Here is a 24,208-nt window from a genome sequence, read left to right as displayed (position 1 = left end):
TCTTGTCTCAGTGGATACTCGGCACGACCGCACTGGCGGCCTGGCGGCGATGGAACAGGCGCTCCAGGGCCAAGTATATGACCGGGGTGGTGAACAGTGTCAGGGCCTGGCTGACCAGCAGGCCGCCGACCACAGCGATGCCCAGCGGCTGGCGCAACTCGGCACCGGCGCCAAAGCCGAACATCAGCGGCACCGCGCCGAGCAGGGCGGCCAGGGTGGTCATGATGATCGGCCGAAAGCGCGTCAGGCAGGCCTGGTGAATCGCCTGCTCGGGCGTCAGGCCATGGCGGCGCTGGGCTTCAAGGGCGAAATCGATGAGCAGGATGCCGTTCTTCTTGACGATGCCGATCAGCAGCACCACGCCGATCAGGCCCATGATGCTGAAGTCCTTGCCCATGGCCCACAGCAGTAGCAACGCGCCCAGGCCCGCCGAAGGCAGGGTCGAGATGATGGTCAGCGGGTGCACCAGGCTCTCGTAGAGCACCCCAAGGATGATGTACACCGCCACCAGTGCGGCGAGGATCAGCCACGGCTGGCTCGACAGCGAACTCTGGAAGGCCTGCGCCGCGCCCTGGAAGTTGCCGCTGATCGAGTCGGGCATGCCCAGTTCGCGCTGGGTGCGTTCCAGGATCGCCACCGCATCGCCCAAGGCCACGCCGGGGGCCAGGTTGAACGACAGGTTGGCGGCCGGGAACAGGCCATCATGGCTGATCGACAGCGGCCCGGTGCTGGGCGCGGCGACATGCGCCAAGGCTGACAGCGGCACCATTTCGTTGCTCAGGGGCGAGCGCAGGTAGAAGAAATTCAGGCTTTCGGCCTTGCCGCGTTGTTGCGCGTCCAGTTCCAGGATCACCTTGTACTGGTTGGTCTCGGTCTGGAATTCGCTGATCTGCCGCTGGCCGAACGCATCGTACAGCGCCTGGTCGACGTCGGTGGTGGTCAGGCCGAAACGGGCCGCAGCCTGGCGGTCGATGTCGATGCGGGTAACGCTGGCGCCCAGTTGCAGGTCGTTGGACAGGTCGCGCAACGCCGGGTTTTCGCGCAGGCGCTCGGTCAGGCGTTGGGTCCACAGGTTGAGGGCGACGCCGTCGTTACTTTTGAGCACGTACTGGTACTGGGTACGTGACGGGCCGGAGCTGAGGTTGATGTCCTGGCCGGCCCGCATGTACAGCACCACGCCTGGCACCTGCGCGAGTTGCGGGCGCAGCCGGTCGATCAGCTCGCTGGCTGAAACATCGCGCTCGCCGCGGGGCTTGAGGGCGATCCAGAAACGGCCGTTGGCGATGGTCTGGTTGCTGCCGGTAACCCCTACCGAATGGGAGAAGGCCCTCACGGCGGGGTCGGCTTCGATGATTTTCGCCAGTGCCAGGTGCTTGTCGATCATCGACGGGTATGACACATCCGCTGCTGCTTCAGTGGTGCCGAGAATGAAACCGGTGTCCTGCAGGGGGAAGAAACCCTTGGGGATGGCCACGTAACCCGCCACCGCCAGGGCCAGGGTCAGGCCGAACACGCCGAGGGTCAGGCGCTGATGGGCCAGCGCCCGGTCCAGGCCCTTTTCGTACCACTTCAGCAGCCGGTCCCCGAAGCCGCCGTGATGTTCCGTGGGCGGGCGACGCATGAACAGCGCGCACAGGGTCGGCGCCAGGGTCAGCGACACCACCACCGAAATCAGAATGGTCGCTGTCGCGGTCAGGGCGAACTCCTTGAACAGCCGGCCCACCACGCCGCCCATGAACAGCAGCGGAATGAACGCGGCAACCAGCGAGAAGCTGATCGACACCACGGTGAAGCCGATTTCGCCTGCCCCTTTGAGCGCCGCCGTGCGGCTGTCTTCGCCGGCTTCCAGATGGCGGTGGATGTTCTCCACCACCACGATCGCGTCGTCCACCACAAAGCCGACAGCAATGACGATGGCCACCAGGGTCAGGTTATTGAGGCTGAAACCGAACACGTACATCAGCGCGCAGGTGGCGATCAGCGATACGCCCAGCACACTGGATACCACCAGGGTGGCCGACCATTGGCGCAGGAACAGCGCCATCACCCCGATCACCAGGGCCACGGCGATGATCAGGGTCAGTTCCACCTCATGCAGCGACGCGCGGATGGTCTGGGTACGGTCCTGCAGCACCGACACCTCGACCGAGGCCGGCAGCATCTCCTGCAGCTTGGGCAAGGCGCCGAGCACGCGGTCCACGGTGTCGACGATGTTGGCGCCAGGCTGGCGGAACACCACAAGGTTCAGGCCCGGCTGGTTGCCGGACCAGGCTTTGACGTAGGCATTCTCGGCGCCGTTGATCACCTTGGCCACGTCCTGCAGGTGCACGGGGGCGCCGTCGCGGTAAGAGACAATCAGCCTGGCGTAGTCCTCGGGGTGGAACAGTTGGTCGTTGGCGGCGATGGTCGACACGCTGTGCTCGCCATACAGGGCGCCCTTTGCCAGGTTCAGGCTGGTCTGCTGGATGGCCTGGCGCAGGTCGGCGAGCGTAAGGCCCATGGCGGCGAGCTTTTCCGGCTGCGCCTGCACACGGATGGCCGGGCGCAACTGGCCGGTGATGTTGATCAGGCCGACCCCTTCGATCTGGCTCAACTGGCGTGCCAGCAAGGTCTCGGCATAGTCGCTGAGGTCGTTGCCGGGCATCTGTGCGGAGCTGACGGTGAGCACCAGCACCGGGCTGTCGGCCGGGTTGACCTTGCGCCAGGTCGGCGGGTTGGGCAGGTCCTGGGGCAGGCGTGAGGTAGCCGTGTTGATGGCCGCCTGGACCTCCTGGGCGGCGGTGTCGATGTTCTTGTCCAGGGTGAACTGCAGGATCAGGGTGGTCGAGCCCAGTGCGCTGCTGCTGGTCATCTGGGCCATGCCGGGGATGGCGCTGAACTGCACCTCCAGCGGCGTGGCCACCGAAGAGGCCATGGTTTCCGGGCTGGCCCCAGGCAGTTGCGCGGAGACCTGGATGGTCGGGAAGTCGGCTTCCGGCAAGGGCGCCACGGGCAATCGGGTAAAGGCGATTACACCCAGCAGCACCAGCGCGAAAGCCAGCAGCAGCGTGGCGATGGGGTGGTCGATGCACCAGGCCGACACGCTGTTGCGGCTATTCATGGCTGGCTCCGGCGGCCGGCCATTTCCGACGGCGGCGGTGCGTTGGGGGTGACCTCCACGCGCGAGCCGGGCTTGAGCCGCGACTGGCCATCGAGCACCAGACGCTCGCCCGGTTTGACCCCGGCAATGATGTTCAGCCCACTGTCCTGGTACAGCACCTTGACCGGCACACTGGTGACCTGGTCACCGTCCAGGCGATAGACGAAGTGGCCGTCGACGCCGCGCTGCACCACTGGCGGCGGCACCACCAGGGCATTCTCCTGGACGGCAGTGCGCAAGCGGATGGTCACCAGTTGCCCCGGCCACAGCCGGCCGTCCTTGTTGTCGAACTCGGCCTTGACCCGCACCGTGCCGGTGTTGGCCGAAATCTGGTTGTCGATCAGGGCCAGGTGGCCTTCACCCAGCAGGTTGCTTTCGCCATCGGCGTCCATGTAGGCCTGCACCAATGCGGGCGTGGGCGCCTTCAGCAGGCCCTGCAGGGTTGGCAGCATCTGTTGCGGCAGGGAGAACTCGACCGCGATGGGGTCGATCTGGGTCACGCTGAACAGGCCCTGGGTATCGCTGGCGCGCACCAGGTTGCCGGGGTCGATGTTGCGGATGCCGACACGCCCGGTGACGGGGGAGCGAATCTGCGTGTAGGAGAGCTGGACTTCGGCATTGGCGATGGCGGCCTGGTTGCCTTTTACGGTGGCTTGCAGCTGATTGACCAGCGCCTGTTGCTGGTCGAGGGTCTGCTTGGACACGCCGTCATCGCTGCTGAGCAGGCGGTAGCGCTTGAGGTCGACGCCGGCCACCTGGATTTGAGCCTGGCTCTGGCCGAGCTGGGCGCGGGCCTGGTCGAGGCTGGCGCGGATGCTGCGATCGTCCAGGGTGGCCAGCAGGTCGCCTTGCTTGACCCACTGGCCCTCTTTGACCAGTACCCGGGTCAGCACCCCTTCGACCTGCGGTTTTATTTCGACGCTGTGCAGCGACAGCACGGAGCCGATGGCGCTGGCGTAGCGCGGCACGTCCTGCTGGGCAACGCTGACCACGCGCACCGGAACGGCGCTTTGGGCGCGCGCAACCGGCGCCTCCTGGCGCTGGCCATACCAGATGCCCAGTGCTGCAAGGGCGAGCAGGGCGGTGGCGGCCAGCAGGAGAGGGCGGGTAGGACGTCGCATCGGCGCGGGCACCTTGGCCAAGAGGAGGGGGCGGTTATTGAAGCTTATAGCGCTGTGACCGGGTCGGCAGCGTGACAGCTGGCTGACAGCGCTGACAGGTTGGGGGCAGTTGGCAGCCCTACCGCGACCCTGACCGATTCATACCTCTGCTCCCCTTGATCCGTAAGAAGATTCTGAATCTGAAACCAGATGCTTCAAGAGCGCAGCCATGACGAATTATCCTACGCCCTCTGTCGGATGGCGTCTGATAGGCGGGGAACTGTTTCAGCGATAACTTCACGGTTCGCCACAACGGCGAGCGGCCGTGAGAAGCCGCAGCTGTATCCAGGATGCCATTTTTCATGGCAGCCGTGCGTGTGCGGGCTTCGGTCCGGGCCGCGGTTCCTGGACGCGGTCTTCTCACCTCGCGTACGGCTGCCACCCAATCCGTGAGAAGAACAAGGTGGTCGCTTTCCAATAGCATCTTCAGGAAAGTCATCATGAAAAAAATCGTTCCCGATCCACCGGACTCATTCCCGATCCCTTACATCACAATCATCGCCGACCTCTCCCCCGAAGACGCCAGGTCTCACGCTGCTGCGCTGATGGACTGCCTCTGCAAAACCAGCCAGCTCTACCTCGACACCGAAGCCGAAGACCATCGCTACGCGCTGCTGGAAAACCTCGGCATTCTCACTGAACTGCTGCGTGTCCTTGTCGCCCATATGGCGATGCAAGGAGATCATCCATGAGTGATGAACTGAAATCGCGCAGCACAGCCGGCAAGGAAACATTCCTCGAGTTGTACGCCATCCAGCCGGGCATACCGCTCGATCATGCTTTCGACGAGCTGTCGGTCTTGCTCGGTTGTATCCGGCATTTGAGCGAGGAAGCCGAGATGGAAGGCAACATGATCGCAGGCAGTGCGGCACGCATTCTCAGTGCCATGGCCAAAGCACTGATCAACGACATGGAAATGGGCATGAACCGCAGCGCTTGAGCGGTTGTGGGGCCGCTTTGCGGCCCATCGCCGTCAAGCCCGGCTCCCACATGGGGATCGCCAGCAAGCCGGGCTCGCACGGGGAGATCGCCGGGATTTGGTGCTGGCTTTGCTAGAAACCGATGAAGGCGTAGTACTGCGAAGGCGTGTCGCCAGCCTGCAAGCCCTGCGCCTGCAGGCTGGCCAGCAGGGTGGTGTCCTGCACGTGCAGCGCCCACGGCGCATGGTGCGGTGCCGGTACATCCGCCAGCGCCGCCGCCAAGGCGCCCATGTCTGGAAGGTAGGCCGTGAAGCCATTGCCCTTGAGCGCGCTGATGGTCATGCCCAAGGCCTGACACACAGCAACCTTGGCCGCGATGTCATCACGATCTGCCTGCCGGGACGCCTGCACGAGTGCCAGCAGCGCCGGGTCCACCGGTAACGAGCCATGAATCAGCTCAGGCCCTTGCTCCCAAGCCTCGGGCGGGCAGTCTTTGTTCTCTGGCCTTAGCGGAATATGCGGGTTGATTTCCACCGGGTAGATGCGGCAGACCAGCGGCCGGCTCTCGTAGATGGTGCACAGGTCGTTTTCGTCCAGGTTGCGGCAGCGCCCGGGGTTGAACGCGGCAAAGGTCACCGAAACCCGTACCTCGCTGTCACCGCAAGGCACCGGGTGCGAGCGGCGCAGCACATGCTCACGCTGGTCTGCCGGCATCCCCGGGCCATCCTCCACAAAGGCTTCGATCAGCACCACCACCTGGCCGCCGGATGCCGCCCACTGGCGCGACTCGGCCAGGGTCAGTGGTACATGGTGGCCGGTGCAGCACTTGCCGCAGCCGGTACAGGCAAAACGCAGAGAGTCGTTCACGTGGCGTCTGGGTTCCATTCGCTGACGAAGGCCCGCTGGTGCTGGCGGTCGTACAGGCACAGCTCGGAGCCGGTGCGTTGCTGCATGTGCTTTTGTGGATACACCCCTTCGATGACCAGGGCACTGAAGCCGACCTGGTCATCGAACTCTGCGGGCTTGCCGCGGGCGTGGGCATCCTTGAACTGGCTGGCGGCCAGGCAGGCCTTGAGCATCTGCTGGCGTTGTTCGTTCCAGGCCTGGCTGCTGGAGGCCTGGGCAACACCGCTGAAAAGGGCGCAGGCGATCAGGAGAGAGCTGAAAAACTTCATACGCAATACCGTGAAACGTTCGAGGGGGGGAAGTATGACCGAGTCATCCCTGGCAACAGGCCAGGGAGTTTGTCGCTGAATATGACAGCACGGCCATCATCGCTCGGCAAACACTACCGTGCGTGCCGCCACCACCAGGCAATCGGTCAGCTCCGGTGAGGAGAACTTGGTCAGGATGGCATTGGCCCCCGCCAACCTGGCCTTCTCGGCACTCATCGCGCTGTCCAGCGAGGTGTGCAGCAGCACGTAGAGGTGCTGGAAGTCCGGGGTTTCGCGCAGGGTACGGGTGAAGGCATAGCCGTCCATCTCTGACATCTCGATGTCGGAGACGATGATGTTGATCTCCTGCGCAGTGCCCTGCAGCTCCAGCAGCACGTTGATTGCATCCTTGGCACTGCGTGCGGTGTGGCAGTCGATGCCCAGGTTACGCAGGGTGTGCACCGACTGTTGCAGCGCCACCTGGCTATCGTCCACCACCAGGATGTTGGCGGCGGCCAACAGGCTGGCGTCTTCTTCGTTCAGCTTGCCCGGTGCGGGCTCCGGCTCCGGTGGGGCGATAGCATGGATCACCTTTTCGATGTCCAGCACCTGCACCAAGGTATTGTCGACACGGGTCACGCCGGTGATGAACGAGCGGGTGCCGGAGCCATAGGGCGGCGGCCTGATGTCGGTGCTCAGGCAGTGGATGATGCGGCTCACTGCCTGCACATGCAGGCCCTGGCGCGAGCGGCTGATCTCGGTGACGATCAGGCAGCCACCGTCCGGGTCGGCCAGCGGGCGTTCACCGATGGCCCGCGACAGGTCGATCACCGACAGCGGGTTGCCGCGCAGGGTCGCCACGCCTTTCACGTGGGGGTGCGATTCGGGCAACCTGGTCAGCGGTGGGCAAGGGATGATCTCGCTGACCTTGAGCAGGTTGATTGCCATCAGTTTGCCGCTGCGCAGGGTGAACAGCAGCAGGGACAACGCGTCCGCGCGGGCATTTTGCGTGGCCATGGTGACCTTCATGGAAGACAGGGGATAACCGGTTATCGGCCTGTTCGGGCTGGGCTTTAACTTGGCGGCAGCCTTTGCTGGCCCTATCGCCGGCAAGCCGGCTCCTACAAGGTCACCAGTGCGCCAACGGCTTGTGCAGTTCCTGTGGGAGCCGGCTTGCCGGCGATGGCCGCGCAGCGGCCCTTAGCGCTCGCGCAAGGCCTCCTTGGCCCGGTTAAGCGGCTTGATCAAGTAATCGAGAATGGTTTTTTCGCCCGTGCGGATATCCACCGTGGCAATCATCCCCGGCACGATCGCAAAGCGCTTGCCGGCCTTGTTCTGCAGGCTGTCCTGCTCGGTACGGATAAACACCCGGTAATAATAGATCTCCGGTTTCACCTCATCCTGCAGGGTATCGGGCGAGATGCCCACCACCTTGCCCTCCAGCCCGCCATACACCGAATAGTCATAGGCACTGATCTTCACCTTGGCCGCCTGGTCGGGGTGGATGAAGGCGATGTCCCGGGGGGCGATGCGCGTCTCGATCAGCAAGCGTTCATCCATCGGCACGATCTTCATCACCTGCCCACCGGGCTGTACCACCCCGCCCAGGGTGTTGACCTCGATGTCCTTGACGATGCCGCGCACCGGCGAGCGTAAGGTCAGGCGTGACAGCGAATCGCTGCGCCCGCGGACCACTTCCGAGAGGCTGTCGGCTTCGGCGCTGGCCTTGGCCAGCTCTTCGCGGGCGCGTACCAGGTAATCGGAGCGCGCTTCGTTGGCCTTGAGCTCGAGCTCCGAGCGCTGGCGGTTGAGGCGGATCACCTCGACCCGGCTGGAGGCGCCCATCTTGGCCAGGTTTTCGGTGATCTGCAGTTCGCTGCGCACCAGCCGCAGCGAGTCCTCGATGCCCGCCAGGGTCTGTTCCAGGCCGCGGCGGCGGGTCTGGTACAGCGCGGTTTCGGCGTCGATCAGGTCCGGCGAGTCGCGCAGGCTGTCGGGGAAGGCCAGCGGCTTGCCGGTGACCTCGGCGCGCAAGCGCGCAACGCTGGCCGTGGCAGCACGGTACTTGGCCTCGCTTTCACCGACGCTGGAGGCAGTCTTGGTCGGGTCGAGCTGGGCCAGCACCTGGCCGCGCTCGACCAGGTCACCTTCGGCCACGTTCATCTCGGCGACGATGCCGCCTTCGAACGACTGGATCACTTGCTCGCGGGAGCTGGGGATCACTTTGCCGGTGCCGGTGGAGACTTCGGTGACCTCGAACCAGGCGGCCCAGGCCAGGAACGCGGCGAGCATCAGCGCGCACACGGTGATGACGCGGCCTGCGCGCAGCACGGCCTGGTCATCCTGGCCATCCAGGTAGGACGCGGGGAGTTCATGGTTGCTCATGCCTGCGCTCCTTGCAATTTGGCCAGGGCGGCGTCACGGCTGTCGTCGATGACGATGCGCCCGCCATCGAGCACGATGATCCGCTCGACCCGTTGCAGTACGCTCAAACGGTGAGTGGCGATCACCAGGGTGCGGCCTTGGCAGAAACGGTCGAGGTTATCGAGCAGCTTGCGCTCGGTCGTGTCGTCCAGCGAGGCGGTAGGTTCATCCAGCAGCAGTACCTGCGGCTGGCGCACCAGCAGGCGTGCCAGCACCAGTGCCTGGCGTTGCCCGCCGGACAGGCCCAGGCCACCTTCCAGAATCAGGTGGTCCATGCCTTTGGGCAGCCGGCGCACGAAGTCCAGTGCGCCCGTGGCGGCCAGCGCGGCCACCAGTTCCTGGTCACTGGCCTGGCCGGCACCGAGGGTGAGGTTTTCGCGCAGGGTGCCGTGGAACAGCCGCGCATACTGCGCCAGCAAGCCGACGTCACGGCGCAGGTCGGCCGGGTCCAGGTGGGCCAGGGCAATGCCGTCGAGCGTGACCTCGCCTTGCACCAGGTCCATGGCACCGCCCAGTGCCTGCAGCAGGGTCGACTTGCCGGCGCCGTTGCGCCCCAGCACGGCGATGCGCTCGCCCGGCCGGATGTCCAGTTGGCCGATGTTGAGCACCGGCGGTGCCTCGGGGTCGTAGCGGAAGTTGGCCTGGCGCAGCCGGTACTCGCCGCGGATGGCCGGCAGGTGCACACGGGCTTCGCCTTCGGGGTGGTCGACCGGTGACTGCATCAGTTTGTCCAGGCCCTGTAGTGCCACCTTGGCTTGCTGCCAGCGGGTCAGCACATGGGTGAGCTGCGCCAGCGGCGCCATCATCCGCGAGGACAGCATCGAGGCCGCCACCAGGCTACCGGTGGTGAGGTCGCCGGCAATCACCATCGGCGCGCCGATGACGATGACCACGGCAAACACCGCGCCTTGCACGTTCTGGGTCCAGGTCACCAGGCCGTTGGTCAGGGTACGCAAGCGCAGGTTGGTATGGGCGCAGGCTGCGTTGTACTGGTTCCACTGGCGCTCGAAGCGCGCTTCGGCCTGCAGTGCCTTGATTTCGTCCAGGCCCTGGACGCTTTCCACTAGCATGGCGTTGCGCAGTGACGACTCGCGCATCGAGGCATTGGCCAGGCGTGCCAGCCGGCGCTGCGCCAGCAAGCCAGGCAGGAGCATGGCCAGCAGAGCCACCAGCGGGATGAACACCAGCACGCCGCCGATCAGCCAGAACACGAACAGGAACAACAGGAAGAACGGCAGGTCGGCCAGCGCGGTGGCGGTGCTGGAGGTGATCAGGTCGCGGATCGACTCCAGCTCGCGCAACTGCGAAATGAACGAGCCGGTGGACTTCGGCCGTGCCGAGTTGCGCAGGCGCAGGGCATGGCCGTAGACCAGGTCCGACACGCGCAGGTCGGCGCGCTTGCCGAGCAGGTCGGTAACCTTAAGGCGCAGCAGGCGCATGCTGAAGTCGAACACCAGCGCCAGCACCACACCGCCGAACAGCACGTACAGCGTGGGCAGGGATTCGGCGGGGATCACCCGGTCATACACCTGCATCGAGAACAGCACGCCAGCCAGGGCCAACACGTTGGCCACCAGCGAGGCGACCATCACCTGCCCATACGGGCGCAGGTCGCGCAGGACGATGCGGGCGAACCAGTGGCGGTCGTACGGGGCGGTGTAGTCGTCGGTACGCACATCGCGCAACGGCCGTGCCGGGCGCATCAGTGCCACGCGGTTGATGCGCCCTTCGAGCGCTTCGCGGGGCAGGCGCGAGGTCAGGCTCTGGTCGCCGGCGAACACCACGGCCAGCTCGTTGTCCTCGGTCACGGCTTCGACCACAGCCAGTTGGCCATCATCGAGCTCCAGCACCAGTGGTGTACGCCATTGCCGCAGGGCTTTGGCATCGAAACGCACGAAGCGCAGCGACAGGCCGGCCTGGCGCGCCATGTGCCGCAGGATTTCATCCAGCGGCCGGGCATCTTCCACGGCCGCCAGGCGAATGCGCTGGGGTGATACATCCAGCCGGTAGTGGTGGGCGACCTGCAGCATGACTTCAAGCCACGGGCCAAGGTCCGGCCGATGGACGATAGCCTGCTCCGGGTTTTGCTGCTGCGTGGCTTGGCTCAGGTTGACGGTATCGTTCATGGCTCGATCTCCACCCCTTGCAGGTTGCGCCCTTCAAGGCCCAAGGCCATGCGCAGGGCGCCGGTGTTGTACAGGCAGTCGACATCCAGGCGCAGCAGGTCGGAACGGGTGCCGGCAAGTTCAAAGCGCGACTGGTAGATTTCCTGCTCGGCATTGAGCAGGTCGAGCAGCGGGCGCGTGCCCAGGTCCAGGTATTGCCGGCCGTAGAGCATGCGTGCCTCTTTGATGCTGGCCTGGCGGGCCTTGAGCGAACTCAGCCGGCGGCCCAGCCCCGAGGTTTGCGCCATGGCTTCGGCCAGCCCTCGGCGGGCCTGCAGGCGTGCGGCGTCTTCGGCGGAGTCAGCGGCGGTCAGGGCATGCCCGGCCGCGCGGCTGCGGGCGCTGATGGCGCCGCCTTGGTAGATCGGCACTTCCAGGTTCAGGTAGATGCCCGCCTGGGTTCGGTCGAGGCGGTTGTTGTCGCGGTCGTAGTCGTTGTCCAGGTAGTGGTTGACCTGCGGCTGCAGCGACAGCGTCGGGTAGGCCTCGGCCTTGGCTTGTGCCAGTTCGGCTTTGGATTGCGCGCGCAGGGCCAGGGCCATGAGCACTGCAGGCAGGCGGTCGTCGGCTTGCGGTGGGCGCTTGCAGGCCTGGTTGAGTTCGGGGGGCGTTTCTTCGGCCAGGGCCGGCGGTGCGACGCGGCCGAGCAGGGCGGCGAGGGTCGAGCGCCACCGTTCGTACTGGGCCTGATACTCCTCCAGGGTGGCGCGGGCACCTTCCACCCGGGACTCGGCCTGGACCACGTCGGAGCGCGTGCTGGCGCCCATGTCGCTGCGCTGGCGCGCCATGCCGGCTATATCGCCAACGCCTTTGATCTGCTCGCGGGCAATCACCATGAGCTGCTCGTAACGGCGGGTTTCGATCCAGGCGTAGGCGGTATCGCGGGCCAGGTCGTCGACCACCAGCAGGATGTTGGCCTGGGCGCGGGCGGCAGCAGCGTGGGCCGCGTCGACAGCGCTGTCGACCTTGCCGAAATCGTAGAGCATCTGCTTGAGCGACAGGTTCAGCGCCTGGCTGCTGCGGTCGCCGCCATAACCGCTGTCATAGCCGGTGCGGATACCGCCGGAAACCTGTGGGTAGTAACCGGCGCGGGCCACGTTGATGCCTTCGCCTTGCTTATACAGGTTGCCGATGGCTTCAGCGATGCTGGGGTGCCACTGCGCAGCGGCCAGCACCGCCTCGGCCAGGCCGAGCCGGTCCCCATTGTTGGCGGCCTGGCCTGCCGGTGGGCGGGCAGGGATGGCATCGGGGGCATCGCGTAGCAGTGACGGCCCGATGGTACGCAGCGAGGGGTCTATGTCATCGGCTGCCTGGGCAACCGGGTTTGAAATCAGTAACAGGAGCGCGACGGCTCCCGGCAACAGCGGTGACAGCGGACTGCTTCGCTTCACATGATTCCCTTACTGCTGATCGTCCTTGCCGCCGGGCATGGCGCCCGGCGGGTTACTGCGGCCTCAGACGACATGAATGCCGTTTTGCACCCACAGGTGGTGGCTCGGGTCCTCCTGGGCCGTGTATTGGTTATAGTCGATGCCGTCGGCGCTCTGGCTGCCGGTGAGGTTCCAGTTATCGGTCATGTGCACCGAATCCTTGTCGTCGCCGTTGATCAGCAGCGTGCTGCTGCCGCTTTCGGTGACGGCCACCACATCCGCCAGGTTCAGCGTCAGGGTCACCCCGCTGGTGTCGTTGAGGTCGATGATTTCGATATCGTGGACACGCCCGGCCAGGGAGCCCAAGTCGATGCTGGCATCGCCGCCGCCCCACAGCAGGGTGTCGGTACCACTGCCGCCCTCGACGCTGGCAAAGGCCTGATCCACCACCACGAGGGTGTCGTCGCCGGAGCCGCCTTGCAGGCTGATCTGCCCGCCCTGGCTGCCATCGAGTTGGTCATTGCCATCGGTGCCGGCAATCACCTCGGCGGAGGCAGCCGCGGCGACACTGGCCAGGGCCGCACCCTCGTCGCCGCCGTCAGCCAGCAGCGAAGTGGTCGCGGTGAGCCCGGCAGCGTTGTCCAGGTTGATGGTCAGCGTTGCGGTATCGGTGGTGCCGTTGGGGTGCGTCAGTTCGTAGGTGAAAGTGTCCTGTTGGCCGACAACTGCCGAAGTCAGGCCCTCCTTGAGGGTATAGGTGTAGCTGCCGTCAGCGTTGACCAAAAGTGTGCCGTAGGTGCCGGTCACGCTGACGCCGTTGTAACCGGGGATGGCGTAGGTGTTGGCCGCTACCAGCACGCTGAGCACGGTCAGCGTCGAACCGAGGTTGTCGGCACCGCCGCCGGCGGTGTCGGTCAACAGGTTGCCGGTCACTGGGGTGTAGCCGCTGACCACGAACTCGTTGGTGTACGTGGTGGTGGTGTTGAGGCTGGTAGTGATCGAACTGAGCAGGCCGATGCCGCCTGCGCTGACACGGATCTCGTAGGCACCTGGGCCCTGGTTCTGGAAGGTGTAGGCCGAGCCGCCGCCGAGCAGGCTGATCAGCGAACTGCCGGGCACAGACTGCACAAGCACGTACTGGCCGGTAGCCGTGTTGAGTTTGTAAAGGGCGATGGTGGTGCCGTTGAGCAGGCCTAGCAGGTTGGCGGAGTTGAGCACCACTTGCAGGTTGGCGGTGGTATCGGCGGCAACGCTGGTGTCATAGACCGCCTGCCGCGAGCCGATCAGCGGCAGGGGCAGCGTTCCGAGTGTGCCGCTGTCGGTGTCCACCCGGTTTGCCAGGCTGATGTTGGTGCTGTCGATGTCGTTGACGGCATCGACCACCGTGGCGGGCGCGCTGAGGTTGCTATCGCTCCAGACCTCCGTGGCTTGCGGGCTGTCGATCCGCACGTAGAGGTTGGCGACATCGGTCAGGCCGTTGCCGTGCACCAGTTGGTAGCTGAACACGTCCACCTTGCCGACGCTGGATGGGGTGCCGTTCGGGGTGTAGGTGTAGCTGCCATCTGCGCGGATCACCAGGGTGCCATACAGGCCCTGCACTTCGGTGGCGCTGCCGGCGGTGACGTAGCTGCCGTTCTTGAGCACCTGCAGCACGGCGCTGCTGTCCGGGCCACGGGCATCGGTGGTGCCGTCGACACCGGGGTCGGTGATGACGTTGCCGGTAGTGGGGGTACCGGTGCCGGTGAGCTCGGTCAGGCTGGAGGTTTCGATGTCCAGCGTGGTGGTGACGTTGGTCACCAGGCCGATGCCGCCGCTGCCTACGGTCAGGCGGTATTCACCGGCCTGCAGTTCGCCGATGTCGACCTGCACCCCCTGGCCCAAGGGAAGCAGAATCAGGTCTAGCAGGCCCAGGCTGTTACCGGTAGCCAAAGTCACCCAGGCCCCGGACGCGTCTTTCACCTGCAGGGTGAAGGTGGCATTGTCGAGCAGGGCCAGGGCACTGCTGGTGGTCAGCGTCAGGGTCGGGTCCGCCGTGGTGCCGGCGTCGACGGTCCAGGTGTAGGTCTTGCTGAAGCCCGCCAGCAGTGTGGTGAAACTGTCGGTGTAGGTCTGCGTGGCGACAACCGGTGCCAGGTTGACGGTGGCGGTGGCCAGGTTGTCGCTGGCGATCACCGGTGCGTTGGCGTCGACGTCCGGCGCAGTGATGTTGACGTTGCCGGAGACGTTGTTGCGTGGGTCGGTGAGCGATACCGACAGTGTCTGGCCGTTGTCCTGGGCAGGGGTCAGGGTTACGGAGAAGGTGCCGTCGGGCTGCACCGTGCCGGTTTGCAGGACGGTGCCGGTGGAGCTGCGCACCGTGACCGTGGCGCCAGGCTCGCCGCTGCCGGTCAGGGTGCTGCCGTCGGCGCTGATCACCAGGTTGCTGGCCAGCGCTGGCGGGGTGAGGTCTGGAGCGGTCAGTGCGGTGCCGGTCGAGGTGTTGCCGGTGGCATCGGTCAAGGTGACTGTCAGGGCCTGGTTGTCGATTTGCGCCGCCGCCAGGCTGACCACGAACAGGCCGTTGCTGCCCACTGTGGCGGTGCCCAGCACCGTGCCTGCAGTGTCGCGCACGGTGACGGTGCTGCCGATCTGGCCAGAGCCGCTTACCGTGGTGCCGTTGGCGTTGATGGCGGCCACTGGCGCGGCGGGTGGCGTGGTGTCCGGTGCTGTGATGCTGGCGCTGCCGGACTGGTTGCCGGCGGCATCGGACTGACGCACGGTAAGCAACTGCCCGTCGTTCTGCGTACTGGTGAGGGTGACGGTGAAGCTACCGTCGGGTTGTACCACGGCGCTGCCCAACGGACCGCCCGGGCCGGTGACGGTGACTGTCGCGCCGGGCTCGCCGACGCCGGTCAGTACGGTGCCTGCGCCGGTCACGGCAAGGCTGGTCGGTGCAGTCGGCGCCTGTGTGTCCGGCGCGGTATAGCTGGTGCTGCCCGAGGCATTCTGTGCAACGTCGACCTGTGTCACACCGAGTACCTGGCCGTTGAGCTGCGCGCTGGCCAGGTTGATGCTGAACACGCCGCCAGCGTTGACCACGCCGGTGCCGAGCACATTGCCACTGGCATCACGCACGGTGACCGTGGCATTGGCTTCACCGGTACCGGTAAGCACCAGGCCATTGGCAGACAGCGCAGTGACCACCGGGTTGGCCGGCGGCGTGGTGTCGGTTGCCTGCACGAATACCGGCTGCGATTCACCGCCCACCAGAGCCACGGCAGTGACCGAGAGCGATTGCCCATTCAACTGGGCGCTGTCGAGCTGGAGACTGAAGTCGCCGTTGAGGTCCGCTGCACCCGTGCCGATCAAATTGCCCTCATTGTCATAGACACGGATGGACGCCCCGCTGGTGGCGTTACCCGTGAGGGTCAGGCCATCGGCGTTCAGCACCACATTGGTGGGGGGCGCTGGTGGTGGGATAAGCGGGGTGATGTAGGTCTGCACTGCCGAGGTATTGGTACCGTCGCTTTGGGTCACAGCCAATGTCGCGACCGAGCCAGGTGCGGGTTCGAGTTCGATGGAGAAGTTACCGTTGGCATCGACCACGCCGGTGCCAATCACATTGCCTGCCAGGCTGACAGTCACTGTGGCGTTAGGCTCACCGCGCCCGGTCAGCACGTCGTAGTCGGTATTGATTGCCAGGTTGGTGACCAGAGCAGGTGGTGACGTGTCGGCAGCCTGGTAGGTGGCTGGCAGCGAGGCGTTGCCCGCCTCATCGGTGGCGACCACGGTCAGCAATTGGCCGTTGTTCTGCGCCGGGCTCAACGTCACGCTGAAGGTGCCGTCTACGGTGGCCTGGACGGTGCCGACAATGGTGTTGTCCGGGCCACGCACGGTGATGGTACTGCCGGGTTCGGCACTACCGATCAGTAGCGTGCCCGCCTGGTCCAGCTCCAAGTCGGCAGGTTGCGCTGGTGGCACCAAGTCCGGTGCGGTCACTTCGAATGGCGCGGAGGGGTTGCCGGTGACGTCTTGAGCGACGACGGTCAGTACCTGGCCGTCGATCTGTGGGGTTGTCAGGTCAAGCACGAAGGTGCCGTCAGGGTCGATCACGCCTTGGCCGACCATGTCGCCACGGTCGTTCATCACCGTAATGCGTGCCCCCGCTTCGCCGCTACCGATCAGCTGGGTGCCGCTGTCGTTGAGCGACGCGACAACGGTGGCTGGGGGCGTGGTATCGACCGCGGTGACCGAGCTGATGGGCGATATGTTTTCGCTCTCGTCTGTCAGGGTTACCTGAAGGGATTGGCCATTGAGCTGCGGCGAGCTGAGGTCTACCACGAAGGTACCGTCGGCATCCACCGTGGCGGTTCCGATTTCAGTGGTGCCCAGGTACACCCGTACCGTGGTGCCTGCTTCGCCGACGCCGCTTAGCTGATCGCCGGCAGCATTGAGGCGCAGTTCGGTTGCCGGTGCAGGTGGCGTGAGGTCGGGTGCATCGATCGTGACCGGCGCGCTGATGTTGCCGGGTGGGTCGGCCTGTTGTACCGACAGCACTTGCTGGTTGATCTGGGCTGGCGCCAGTTCCACAGAGAAGCTGCCATCGGCGAGCACAGTGGCCGAACCGAGCACTACGCCTGCGGCATTGGTCACCGTGACGGTAGCGCCCGGTTCGCCAAGGCCGGTGACCACACTGCCATCGGCATTGATGTCAACCTCGGTGAGGATGGCCGGCGGCGTGAAGTCAGGCGTTTGCAACGTGGCGACTGCCGACACGTTACCGGCTGCGTCGGCCTGGCTGAGGCTGAGCAGTTCGGCGTTGCCCAGCGCCGGGTTGAGGGTGACGGTGAAGTTACCGCTGGCATCGACCACTGCCGTACCGATTTCGTCGCCCTGCGCGTTGCTGACGCTGACCTGCGCGCCGGGCTCGCCGCGGCCGGTCAGGGTAACCCCGTCGCTGGAAATCGCAAGCTCAGTGGGGGCGGCCGGTGGAGTGGTATCGGCTGCAATGATGGCGCTGGGGTCGGACTGGTTGCCGGCGGCATCGGTCAGTATCACTTGCACCTGCTGGCCGTTGGCCTGCGGCGCGCTGAGGGTGACCTGGAAGGTACCGTCGGCGCGGACCACAGCGCTGCCCAGTGTGCTGCCATCGGCAGCCAGCACTTTGACGGTGCTGCCGGCCTCGCCAGTACCGTTGAGCAAGCCGCCGCCGCCGGCAAATGCCAGGTTGCCCGCAGCATCAGGTGCCACACGGTCGGGCGCAGTCAGGCTGACACTGTCGGACTCGTTGCCCGCTGCGTCGGTCTGCTGTGCACTGAGCTGTTCGCCATTGATCTGTGCGGTGCTCAGGCCAATGCTGAAGTTACCACTGGCATCGACCACGGCGGTGCCCAGGTCGACACCGCCTTCGCCGATCACGGTGACTGTGGCGCCCGGCTCACCTCGGCCGGTGAGCGTCAGGCCGTCGCTGCTCAGCACCAGGTTGGTCAGCGGTTGCGGGGCAGTGGTGTCCGGTGCCTGCAGGGTCGCAGGCAGCGAAGCACTGCCATCGGTGCCCACGGCATTGACCTGCAAGACTTCGCCGTTGGCCTGGGCGCTGTCGAGGTTGACCGTGAAACTGCCGTCATTGCCCACTGGCGCAGTGCCCAACAGCACGCCGTCAGGGCCATACACATTGACGGTGCTACCTGGGGATGCATTGCCGGTAACCACCAGGCCATCGGCTGAGAGCGTCAGGTTGTCCGGAATGTCCGGTGCCAGGTTGCCCGGCGCGGTCACGGTCTGTGCCGGCGAGGCATTCTGCGCGGCATCGGCCTGGGTCACGCTGAGGCTGTCGCCGGCGGTTGCCGCAGGGCTGAGCGCTACGGTGAAGCGGCCATCGCTGCCGACCGTGGCGGTCCCCAGCGAGGTGCCGTCGGGCGCACGCACGGTGACCGTGGCGCCGGCTTCGCCAGTACCTGTAAGGCTGGCGCCGTCGGCAGCGACGGCCAGGTTGGCGACGGCGGTGGGCGGTGTGGTATCGGCAGCGGTGTAAGGTGCAGCAGGCGACACGTTGCCTGCCGCATCTGTGGCGGTAACCTGCAAGGTCTGGCCGTTGGTCTGGGCGCTGCTCAGGGTGACCTGGAAGGTGCCATTGCTGCTGGCCACGGCGGTGCCCAGGATATTGCCTGCGGCATCACGCACAGTGACGGTGCTGCCTGCTTCGGCGCTGCCGCTCAGCTGCAGGCCGGTACTGGCCAGGGCGAGGGCGGCCGGCGCCGCCGGTGGGGTGAAGTCCGGCGCTGTTACTGCAACAGGAGGTGATGTGTTGTTGCCCGCGTCGGTCTGGGTCACGCTCAAGTTCTGAGCGTTAAGTTGCGCACTGGTCAGGGTGAGGGTGAAGCTGCCGTTGGCGGCCACCACGCCTGTGCCAATGATGGTGCCATCGGGGCCGCGCACGGTCACGCTGGCACCCGCTTCACCCAGGCCGGTGAGGGTCAGGCCATTGTTGTTGAGCACCACATTGGTCAGTGGGGCTGGTGGGGTGAGGTCGGCTGTACTGAGGGTGACAGCAGGGGAAGTGTTACCCGCTGCATCCACCTGGCTCACGCCGATGGCCTGGCCGGTTGCCTGTGGGGTATCGAAGGTGACCGTAAACCGGCCATCGGCGCCCACGGTCGCGGTGCCGACCACGGTGCCGGCAGCGTTGCGCACCTGCACGGTGGCGCCGGCTTCACCACTGCCTGACAGCTGTTTGCCGTCGGCGCTGAGCACCGGGTTGTCGACCGCAGCCGGGGGCGTGCGGTCCGGTGTTGCCAGGCTCGCCGGGCCAGACACATTGCCAGCGGCATCGCTAAGGGTGACCTGCAAGGCGCTGCCGGTGGTCTGTGCATTTGGCAGGGTGACCTGGAACTGGCCGCTCTGGTTGACGGTACCTGTGGCCAGTATCGCGCCACTGGCATCGCGTACGGTCACCGTCGCGCCCGCCTCACCCTGGCCGCTGACTACGGTTGCCGCGCTGTTCAGGCTCAGGCCGGTGGCAGCATCAGGCGCTTGCAGATCAGGCGCCTGCAAGGTTGCGGCGAGCGAGGTATTGCCCGCGGCGTCGCTCTGGGTAACGGTAAGGTTCTGGCCATTGGCTTGCGGGGGGGTCAGGCTGACGCTGAACAACCCGTTACTGCCAACGGTGGCAGTGCCCAGCTCGGTACCTTGGGCATCCACCACGCGTACGGTCGCGCCCACCTCGCCCTTGCCGATAAGGGTGCTGCCACTGCGGTCGAGGGCAAGCTGGGTGGGAGCATCCGGCGCGGTGCTGTCCTCTGCAACGATGGTGGCTGGTACCGAGGGTTTACCCCCGGCTGTAAGGCGTGCGCTGACCTGCAGGGTCTGGGCATTGAGCTGGGCGTCGCTGAAGAACACTCGGAAAATGCCGTCGCTGCCGACCGTCGCGGTGCCCAGTGTGGTGCCGCCGGAGGTCACGGTGATAAGCGAGCCCACGGTGCCTTCGCCCGTCAGGAGGAAGCCGTCGGCACTGATGGTCAGGGCGGTTGGTGTAGCGACTTCGGTGCCGTCTGGCCCGGCCACGTCGACCGTGGTCTCGTTGCCACCGTCGTCTCGGACCACTACCTGCACGGTGTCGCCGGAAACCAGGGGTGGGTCGACTTCGACAACGAAGGTGCCGTCCGGCCCGGCGGTTGCGGTGCCCAGGTCAGTGGTGCCGTCGCGAACGATGATGGTGGTGCCGGGTTCGGCCGTACCACCGATAAAGCCGCCATCCGGGCTGACCGTGATGTCGGTCGCCGCAGCGGGCGGGGTGGTATCCGGCGCGGTGACGCTCGATGCGCCAGAGTCGTTGCCGGCCCCGTCGCTGACCACCACGGTCAGGGTCTCGCCATTGGTGAGCGGGGTATCCAGCGGCACGCTGAAGCTGCCATCGCCGTTCACTGCAACGGTGACGACAGTGCCATTGGGGTCGGTCACCGTGACCGAGCTGGCCCCGGGGGCGTTGCCGGTCACAGTGGTGCCATCCGGGCTGACGCTGACATCGGTCGGCAGTGCAGGGGGTGTAAGGTCCGGCGCAGTGGCCTGGGCTGCGGTGGAGGTGTTGCCGGCAGCATCGCTGAGGGTGACGTCGAGGCTCTGGCCATCCAGTTGGGCCGGTGACAGCGGCACGCTGAAGTTGCCACCCACCGGGACCACGACCGTGCCCAGCAGGTCGCCGTTGGCATTGCGTACTTCAACGGTGGAGCCCACCTCGCCGTTGCCTTGCAGCGCTGTGCCATCGGCACTGACTTGCAGGCCTGTGGGGGCGGCGGGGCCGGTTGTATCGTCAGCGGTTAAGGTGGCCGATGGCGATGTATTGCCCTCGCCGTCGACAAGCACAACCGACAGTACTTCGCCGTTGGTCTGGGGTGGGGCGAGGGTCACGGTGAAGCTGCCGTCGGGTTGCACTTGGGCATCGCCCAGCAGTTGCCCGCCGGCATCGCGCACTTCTACGGTGGCGCCTGGCTCACCTTGCCCGCTCAGCACGCTGCCATCTGCGTTCAGCCCCAGGCCTTGTGCTGGTTGCGGTGCTTCGAGGTCGTTGGCAGTGACAGTGTCGGCAGCGGAAGTGTTGCCCGCAGCGTCCGCCTGGGTGACGGACAGCGTCTGACCGTTGAGTTGCGGTGGGTCGATGGTTACCCGGAAGCTACCGTCGGCCTCCACCACGGCGGTGCCCAATACTGCGCCGCCAGTGCCGGTGACGCGCACTTGCGCGCCGGGTTCGCCGCTACCGGTAACCACGGTGCCATCGGCGGCAAGGGCCAGGCCGGTGGGGGTGTCGGGCGCCTCGTTGTCCGGAGCAGGCAGGTCGACCGCTGCTGACACGTTACCGGTCGGGTCGCGTTGTTCAACGGTCAAGGCCTGGCCATTGGTCTGTGGAGGGTCCAGGGTGAGTTCGAAGGTGCCGTCGCCGGCCACCTCGACGCTGCCCAGCACAGCGCCGTCGGGGCTGCGCACGATCACCGTGGCACCTGGTTCGCCAGTGCCGGTAACGGTGGTGCCGCTGTCGTCGATGCTCGGGTTGCCGACAACTTGCGGTGGGGTGCTGTCGGGGGCGGTGAAGTCGACCGGGCCGGCACTGTTGCCGAGATTGTCGGTGGCCTCCACGGTGAGGCTTTCGCCGTTGCGCTGTGGCGGGTCGAGGGTGACATCGAAGCGCCCGTCGGCGCCGACTGTCGCGGTGCCCAGCACGGTACCGTCCGCCGCACGTACCGTGACGATCGAGCCGCTCTGGCCCTGGCCGGTGAGGTGCAGACCAGCGCTGTCGACGGCCAGCCCGGAAGGCTGCAAAGGCCCGTCCAGGTCCGGCGCGGTCAGGGTTGCGGTCGAGGTGTTGCCCGCAGCATCACGCAATACCACGTCGAGCATCTGGCCATCGGACTGGGCCGGTGTCAGTGTGAGGGTGAAGACGCCGTTCGCGCCGACCACGGCAGTGCCCAGCAGCGTGCCCTGGGCATCGCTGACTTGCACGTTGGCCCCAGGCTCACCGCGGCCAGTGAGGGTGACGCCATCGGCGCTCAGTTGCAGGTCACTGGCCGGGTTCGGCGGGGTGATATCCGGTGCACCGACCTGGGTCGGCAGTGAGCTGTTGCCGTCGGCGTCCAGGGCCACCACATCGAGCAGCTCACCATTGGCCTGAGCGGGGTCGAGGCCGACGGTGAAGTTGCCATCATTGCCCACTTGCACGCTGCCCAGCACATTGCCTTGTGCATCGCGCACCTCCACCAGGCTGCCAGCCGGAGCGGTGCCGCTGACGGACGAGCCATCGGGGGCTACCACCACCCCGGCGGGGCCTTCCGGGACGGGGGTCTGTGGCACGATGATGCTGAGCTCAGGCGACGGATTGCCGGCAGCATCGGTTTGCACCAGCACGATGCTTTCGCCCGCAGCCACTGGAGCATCCAGTTCGACCAGGAAGGTGCCATTGGCTGCCACGGTGCCACTGCCGATCACATTGCCGTCGGCATCCAGCACTTGCACTGTGGCACCCGCTTCACCGCGGCCCGATATCACGACGCTGCCGGCGCCCACCACCACGCCGGTGATGAGGCCCGGGGCAGTAATGTCCGGGGCGGTATAAGCCAGTGGTGCGGAGCTGTTGCCGGCGGCATCGGTGACTGTGATGGCCAAGGCTTCACCGTCGGCCTGGGCAGGGTCGAGGGTGAGGCTGAAGCTGCCGTCCGGCCCGACGATAGCGCTGCCGATCAGGGCTCCGGAGGCGTCGCGCACTTGCACCCGTGCACCGGGTTCGGCATTGCCGGTCAGCGTTTGACCATCGCTCAGCGTCAGCCCGGTCGGTTGCCCGGGGGCTACCAGGTCCGGTGCCGTCAGCGGGCTTGTCGTTGATACGTTGCCAGCGGCATCGGTCAAGGTCACTTGCAGCGACGAGCCATCGGTCACGGGCGGGGTCAGTTGCAGGGTAAAGGTGCCATCAGGCTGCACCGTCCCGGTCCCCACGACCTGGCCCTGGTCGTTCGATACGGTTACCGTTGCTCCTGCTTCACCGCGCCCCGAGACTGTACGGCCATCGGCGCTGATGATCAGGCCACTGGCGGGCGCTGGCGCAGTGGTGTCACCACCGCCCGTGTCGATGTCCGGCGCGGTGACGGTGCCGGCAGTGGAGGTGTTGCCGGCGGCATCGGTGGCCGTTACCTGTAACTGCTCGCCGTCGACCAGCGGTGGGTCGAGGGTGATGCTGAACGCACCGTTGGCGCCCACGACCACGCTACCCAGTACCGTGGTGCCGTCCGCTGCGAGCACGCGCACAGTACTACCTGGTTCGGCACGCCCGCTGACTACTCTGCCGTCAGCGCTGACGGCCAAGTCGGTCGGTTGTGCGGGCGGCGTGGTGTCGGGCGGGTTGCCGACCCCGTCATCGGGTGCGTTGACGGCTGTTGCGGGTGAGGTGTTGCCAGCGGCGTCACTGGCTGTGACTTGCAGCGGCTGACCCTCGGTTTGCGGGGGTTGCAGGGTGATGCTGAACAGGCCGTCGGCACCTGCCACGGCGGTACCCAGCACGGTACCGTTGGCGGCACGCACTTGCACGGTGGAGCCGGGTTCAGCGCGGCCGGTTAGTGTGGTTCCTTGCTCGTTGACGGCCAGGTCGCTGGGGGCCAGGGGGGCGGTTGCATCCGGTGCGGCCACGTTGCCCGGCTGCGAGACGTTGCCAGCAGCATCGGTCAAACTGACATCCAGGCTTTCGCCATTGACCTGGGGCGAGTTCAAGGTGATGTCGAACGTACCGTCGGCGCCCACCGTGCCGCTGCCGATCAGGTTGCCGGCGCCATCGCGTACATTCACCGTGGCACCTGCCTCGCCGCGGCCGGTCAGGCGCAGACCATCGGGCGAAACCAGCAGGTCGATAGGCGTAGCGGGTGGCGTGGTGTCGCCTGGCGCGGAGCCGCCGCTGCTGCCGCCACCACCACCGCTACCTGCGGCGGCGGCAGCGCCGCCAACGCCCAGCAGGCTCAGGCCGGCAATCGCCCAGGTCGGGGTTTCGCTGCCAGCGACGCCGATGCCTGCGACCAGTTCATCGAGCGAGGCGACTTCCTCGAAGGTGAAACCGGTGAAGGCCTCGGCATCGTAGTTGGCGTGCCACAGGGTGCCGTCTTCGCCGACGAAGATCATGTCACTGCCGACACCCGCCTGGTCCACGGCAAAGAAGTTGCCGACGGTGACCTTTTCCCCTGACTTGAGTGTGACGATCAGGTCCTGACCCCGTCGGGTCACGGTTGCCACCTGGTCGGGCGCAACGGGCATCTGCACCACGCCTGGGCTGTTGAGCGTGATATTGCCCCAGGCATTCTGGGTGGCGACGGTGGTTTGCTTGTCGGCGACGACGATGTTGTCCATGGATGCTCCCTGCTGGTGTGCGG

At 66.1% G+C, this 24,208-nt stretch carries 10 protein-coding genes and 1 pseudogene; 2 read left to right on the top strand and 9 right to left on the bottom strand.

Features of this window, described 5'->3' with window-relative positions; genetic code table 11:
• Positions 1 to 7: 7 nt before the first annotated feature.
• Both JOE27_RS12420 and JOE27_RS12415 read right to left on the bottom strand, forming a co-directional pair.
• Positions 8 to 3,100, bottom strand: a complete 3,093-nt coding sequence (locus JOE27_RS12420; RefSeq protein ID WP_204918857.1) for a multidrug efflux RND transporter permease subunit — start codon at positions 3,098 to 3,100, stop codon at positions 8 to 10.
• Positions 3,097 to 4,260, bottom strand: coding sequence for an efflux RND transporter periplasmic adaptor subunit (locus tag JOE27_RS12415; protein WP_046784511.1), 1,164 nt, complete (start codon positions 4,258 to 4,260; stop codon positions 3,097 to 3,099). The genes JOE27_RS12420 and JOE27_RS12415 overlap by 4 nt, the downstream gene beginning before the upstream one ends.
• Before the next feature lie 479 nt (positions 4,261 to 4,739).
• Here JOE27_RS12415 and JOE27_RS12410 point away from each other — a divergent pair, with 479 nt between their 5' ends.
• Complete coding sequence (locus JOE27_RS12410; protein ID WP_042111742.1) at positions 4,740 to 4,991, top strand: hypothetical protein; 252 nt, start codon at positions 4,740 to 4,742, stop codon at positions 4,989 to 4,991.
• On the top strand, positions 4,988 to 5,239 hold the full coding sequence (locus tag JOE27_RS12405) for a DUF3077 domain-containing protein (protein ID WP_012316194.1): 252 nt from the start codon (positions 4,988 to 4,990) through the stop codon (positions 5,237 to 5,239). Before JOE27_RS12410 ends, JOE27_RS12405 begins: the two co-directional genes overlap by 4 nt.
• 112 nt (positions 5,240 to 5,351) lie before the next feature.
• Here JOE27_RS12405 and JOE27_RS12400 read toward each other — a convergent pair whose 3' ends face one another.
• From JOE27_RS12400 to JOE27_RS12370, 7 genes and pseudogenes are all read right to left on the bottom strand, one after another.
• Positions 5,352 to 6,086 (bottom strand): YkgJ family cysteine cluster protein, encoded by a 735-nt coding sequence (locus JOE27_RS12400; protein WP_115273898.1) that lies wholly within the window; start codon positions 6,084 to 6,086, stop codon positions 5,352 to 5,354.
• A complete protein-coding gene (locus tag JOE27_RS12395) occupies positions 6,083 to 6,394 on the bottom strand; it encodes a hypothetical protein (RefSeq protein ID WP_046784509.1) in 312 nt (103 codons plus the stop codon). The genes JOE27_RS12400 and JOE27_RS12395 overlap by 4 nt, the downstream gene beginning before the upstream one ends.
• Positions 6,395 to 6,490: 96 nt before the next feature.
• Entirely contained in the window at positions 6,491 to 7,390 is a 900-nt protein-coding gene (locus tag JOE27_RS12390; protein WP_046784508.1) for a chemotaxis protein, read from the bottom strand.
• A 183-nt stretch (positions 7,391 to 7,573) separates the two neighbouring features.
• Positions 7,574 to 8,758, bottom strand: coding sequence for an HlyD family type I secretion periplasmic adaptor subunit (locus tag JOE27_RS12385; protein WP_046784507.1), 1,185 nt, complete (start codon positions 8,756 to 8,758; stop codon positions 7,574 to 7,576).
• Positions 8,755 to 10,923, bottom strand: coding sequence for a type I secretion system permease/ATPase (locus JOE27_RS12380; protein WP_115273900.1), 2,169 nt, complete (start codon positions 10,921 to 10,923; stop codon positions 8,755 to 8,757). The genes JOE27_RS12385 and JOE27_RS12380 overlap by 4 nt, the downstream gene beginning before the upstream one ends.
• Positions 10,920 to 12,353, bottom strand: coding sequence for a TolC family outer membrane protein (locus JOE27_RS12375; RefSeq protein WP_115273901.1), 1,434 nt, complete (start codon positions 12,351 to 12,353; stop codon positions 10,920 to 10,922). The genes JOE27_RS12380 and JOE27_RS12375 overlap by 4 nt, the downstream gene beginning before the upstream one ends.
• Before the next feature lie 63 nt (positions 12,354 to 12,416).
• Positions 12,417 to 24,185, bottom strand: a pseudogene (locus JOE27_RS12370) (BapA/Bap/LapF family large adhesin); the annotation flags it as partial.
• Positions 24,186 to 24,208: the final 23 nt, after the last annotated feature.

The sequence above is a fragment of the Pseudomonas sp. M5 genome, assembly GCF_016907075.1.
Taxonomy (GTDB): Bacteria; Pseudomonadota; Gammaproteobacteria; order Pseudomonadales; family Pseudomonadaceae; genus Aquipseudomonas; species Aquipseudomonas putida_E.
The sequence above is the reverse complement of the archived record's forward strand: the minus strand, read 5'-3'. Positions and strand labels throughout refer to the sequence as shown.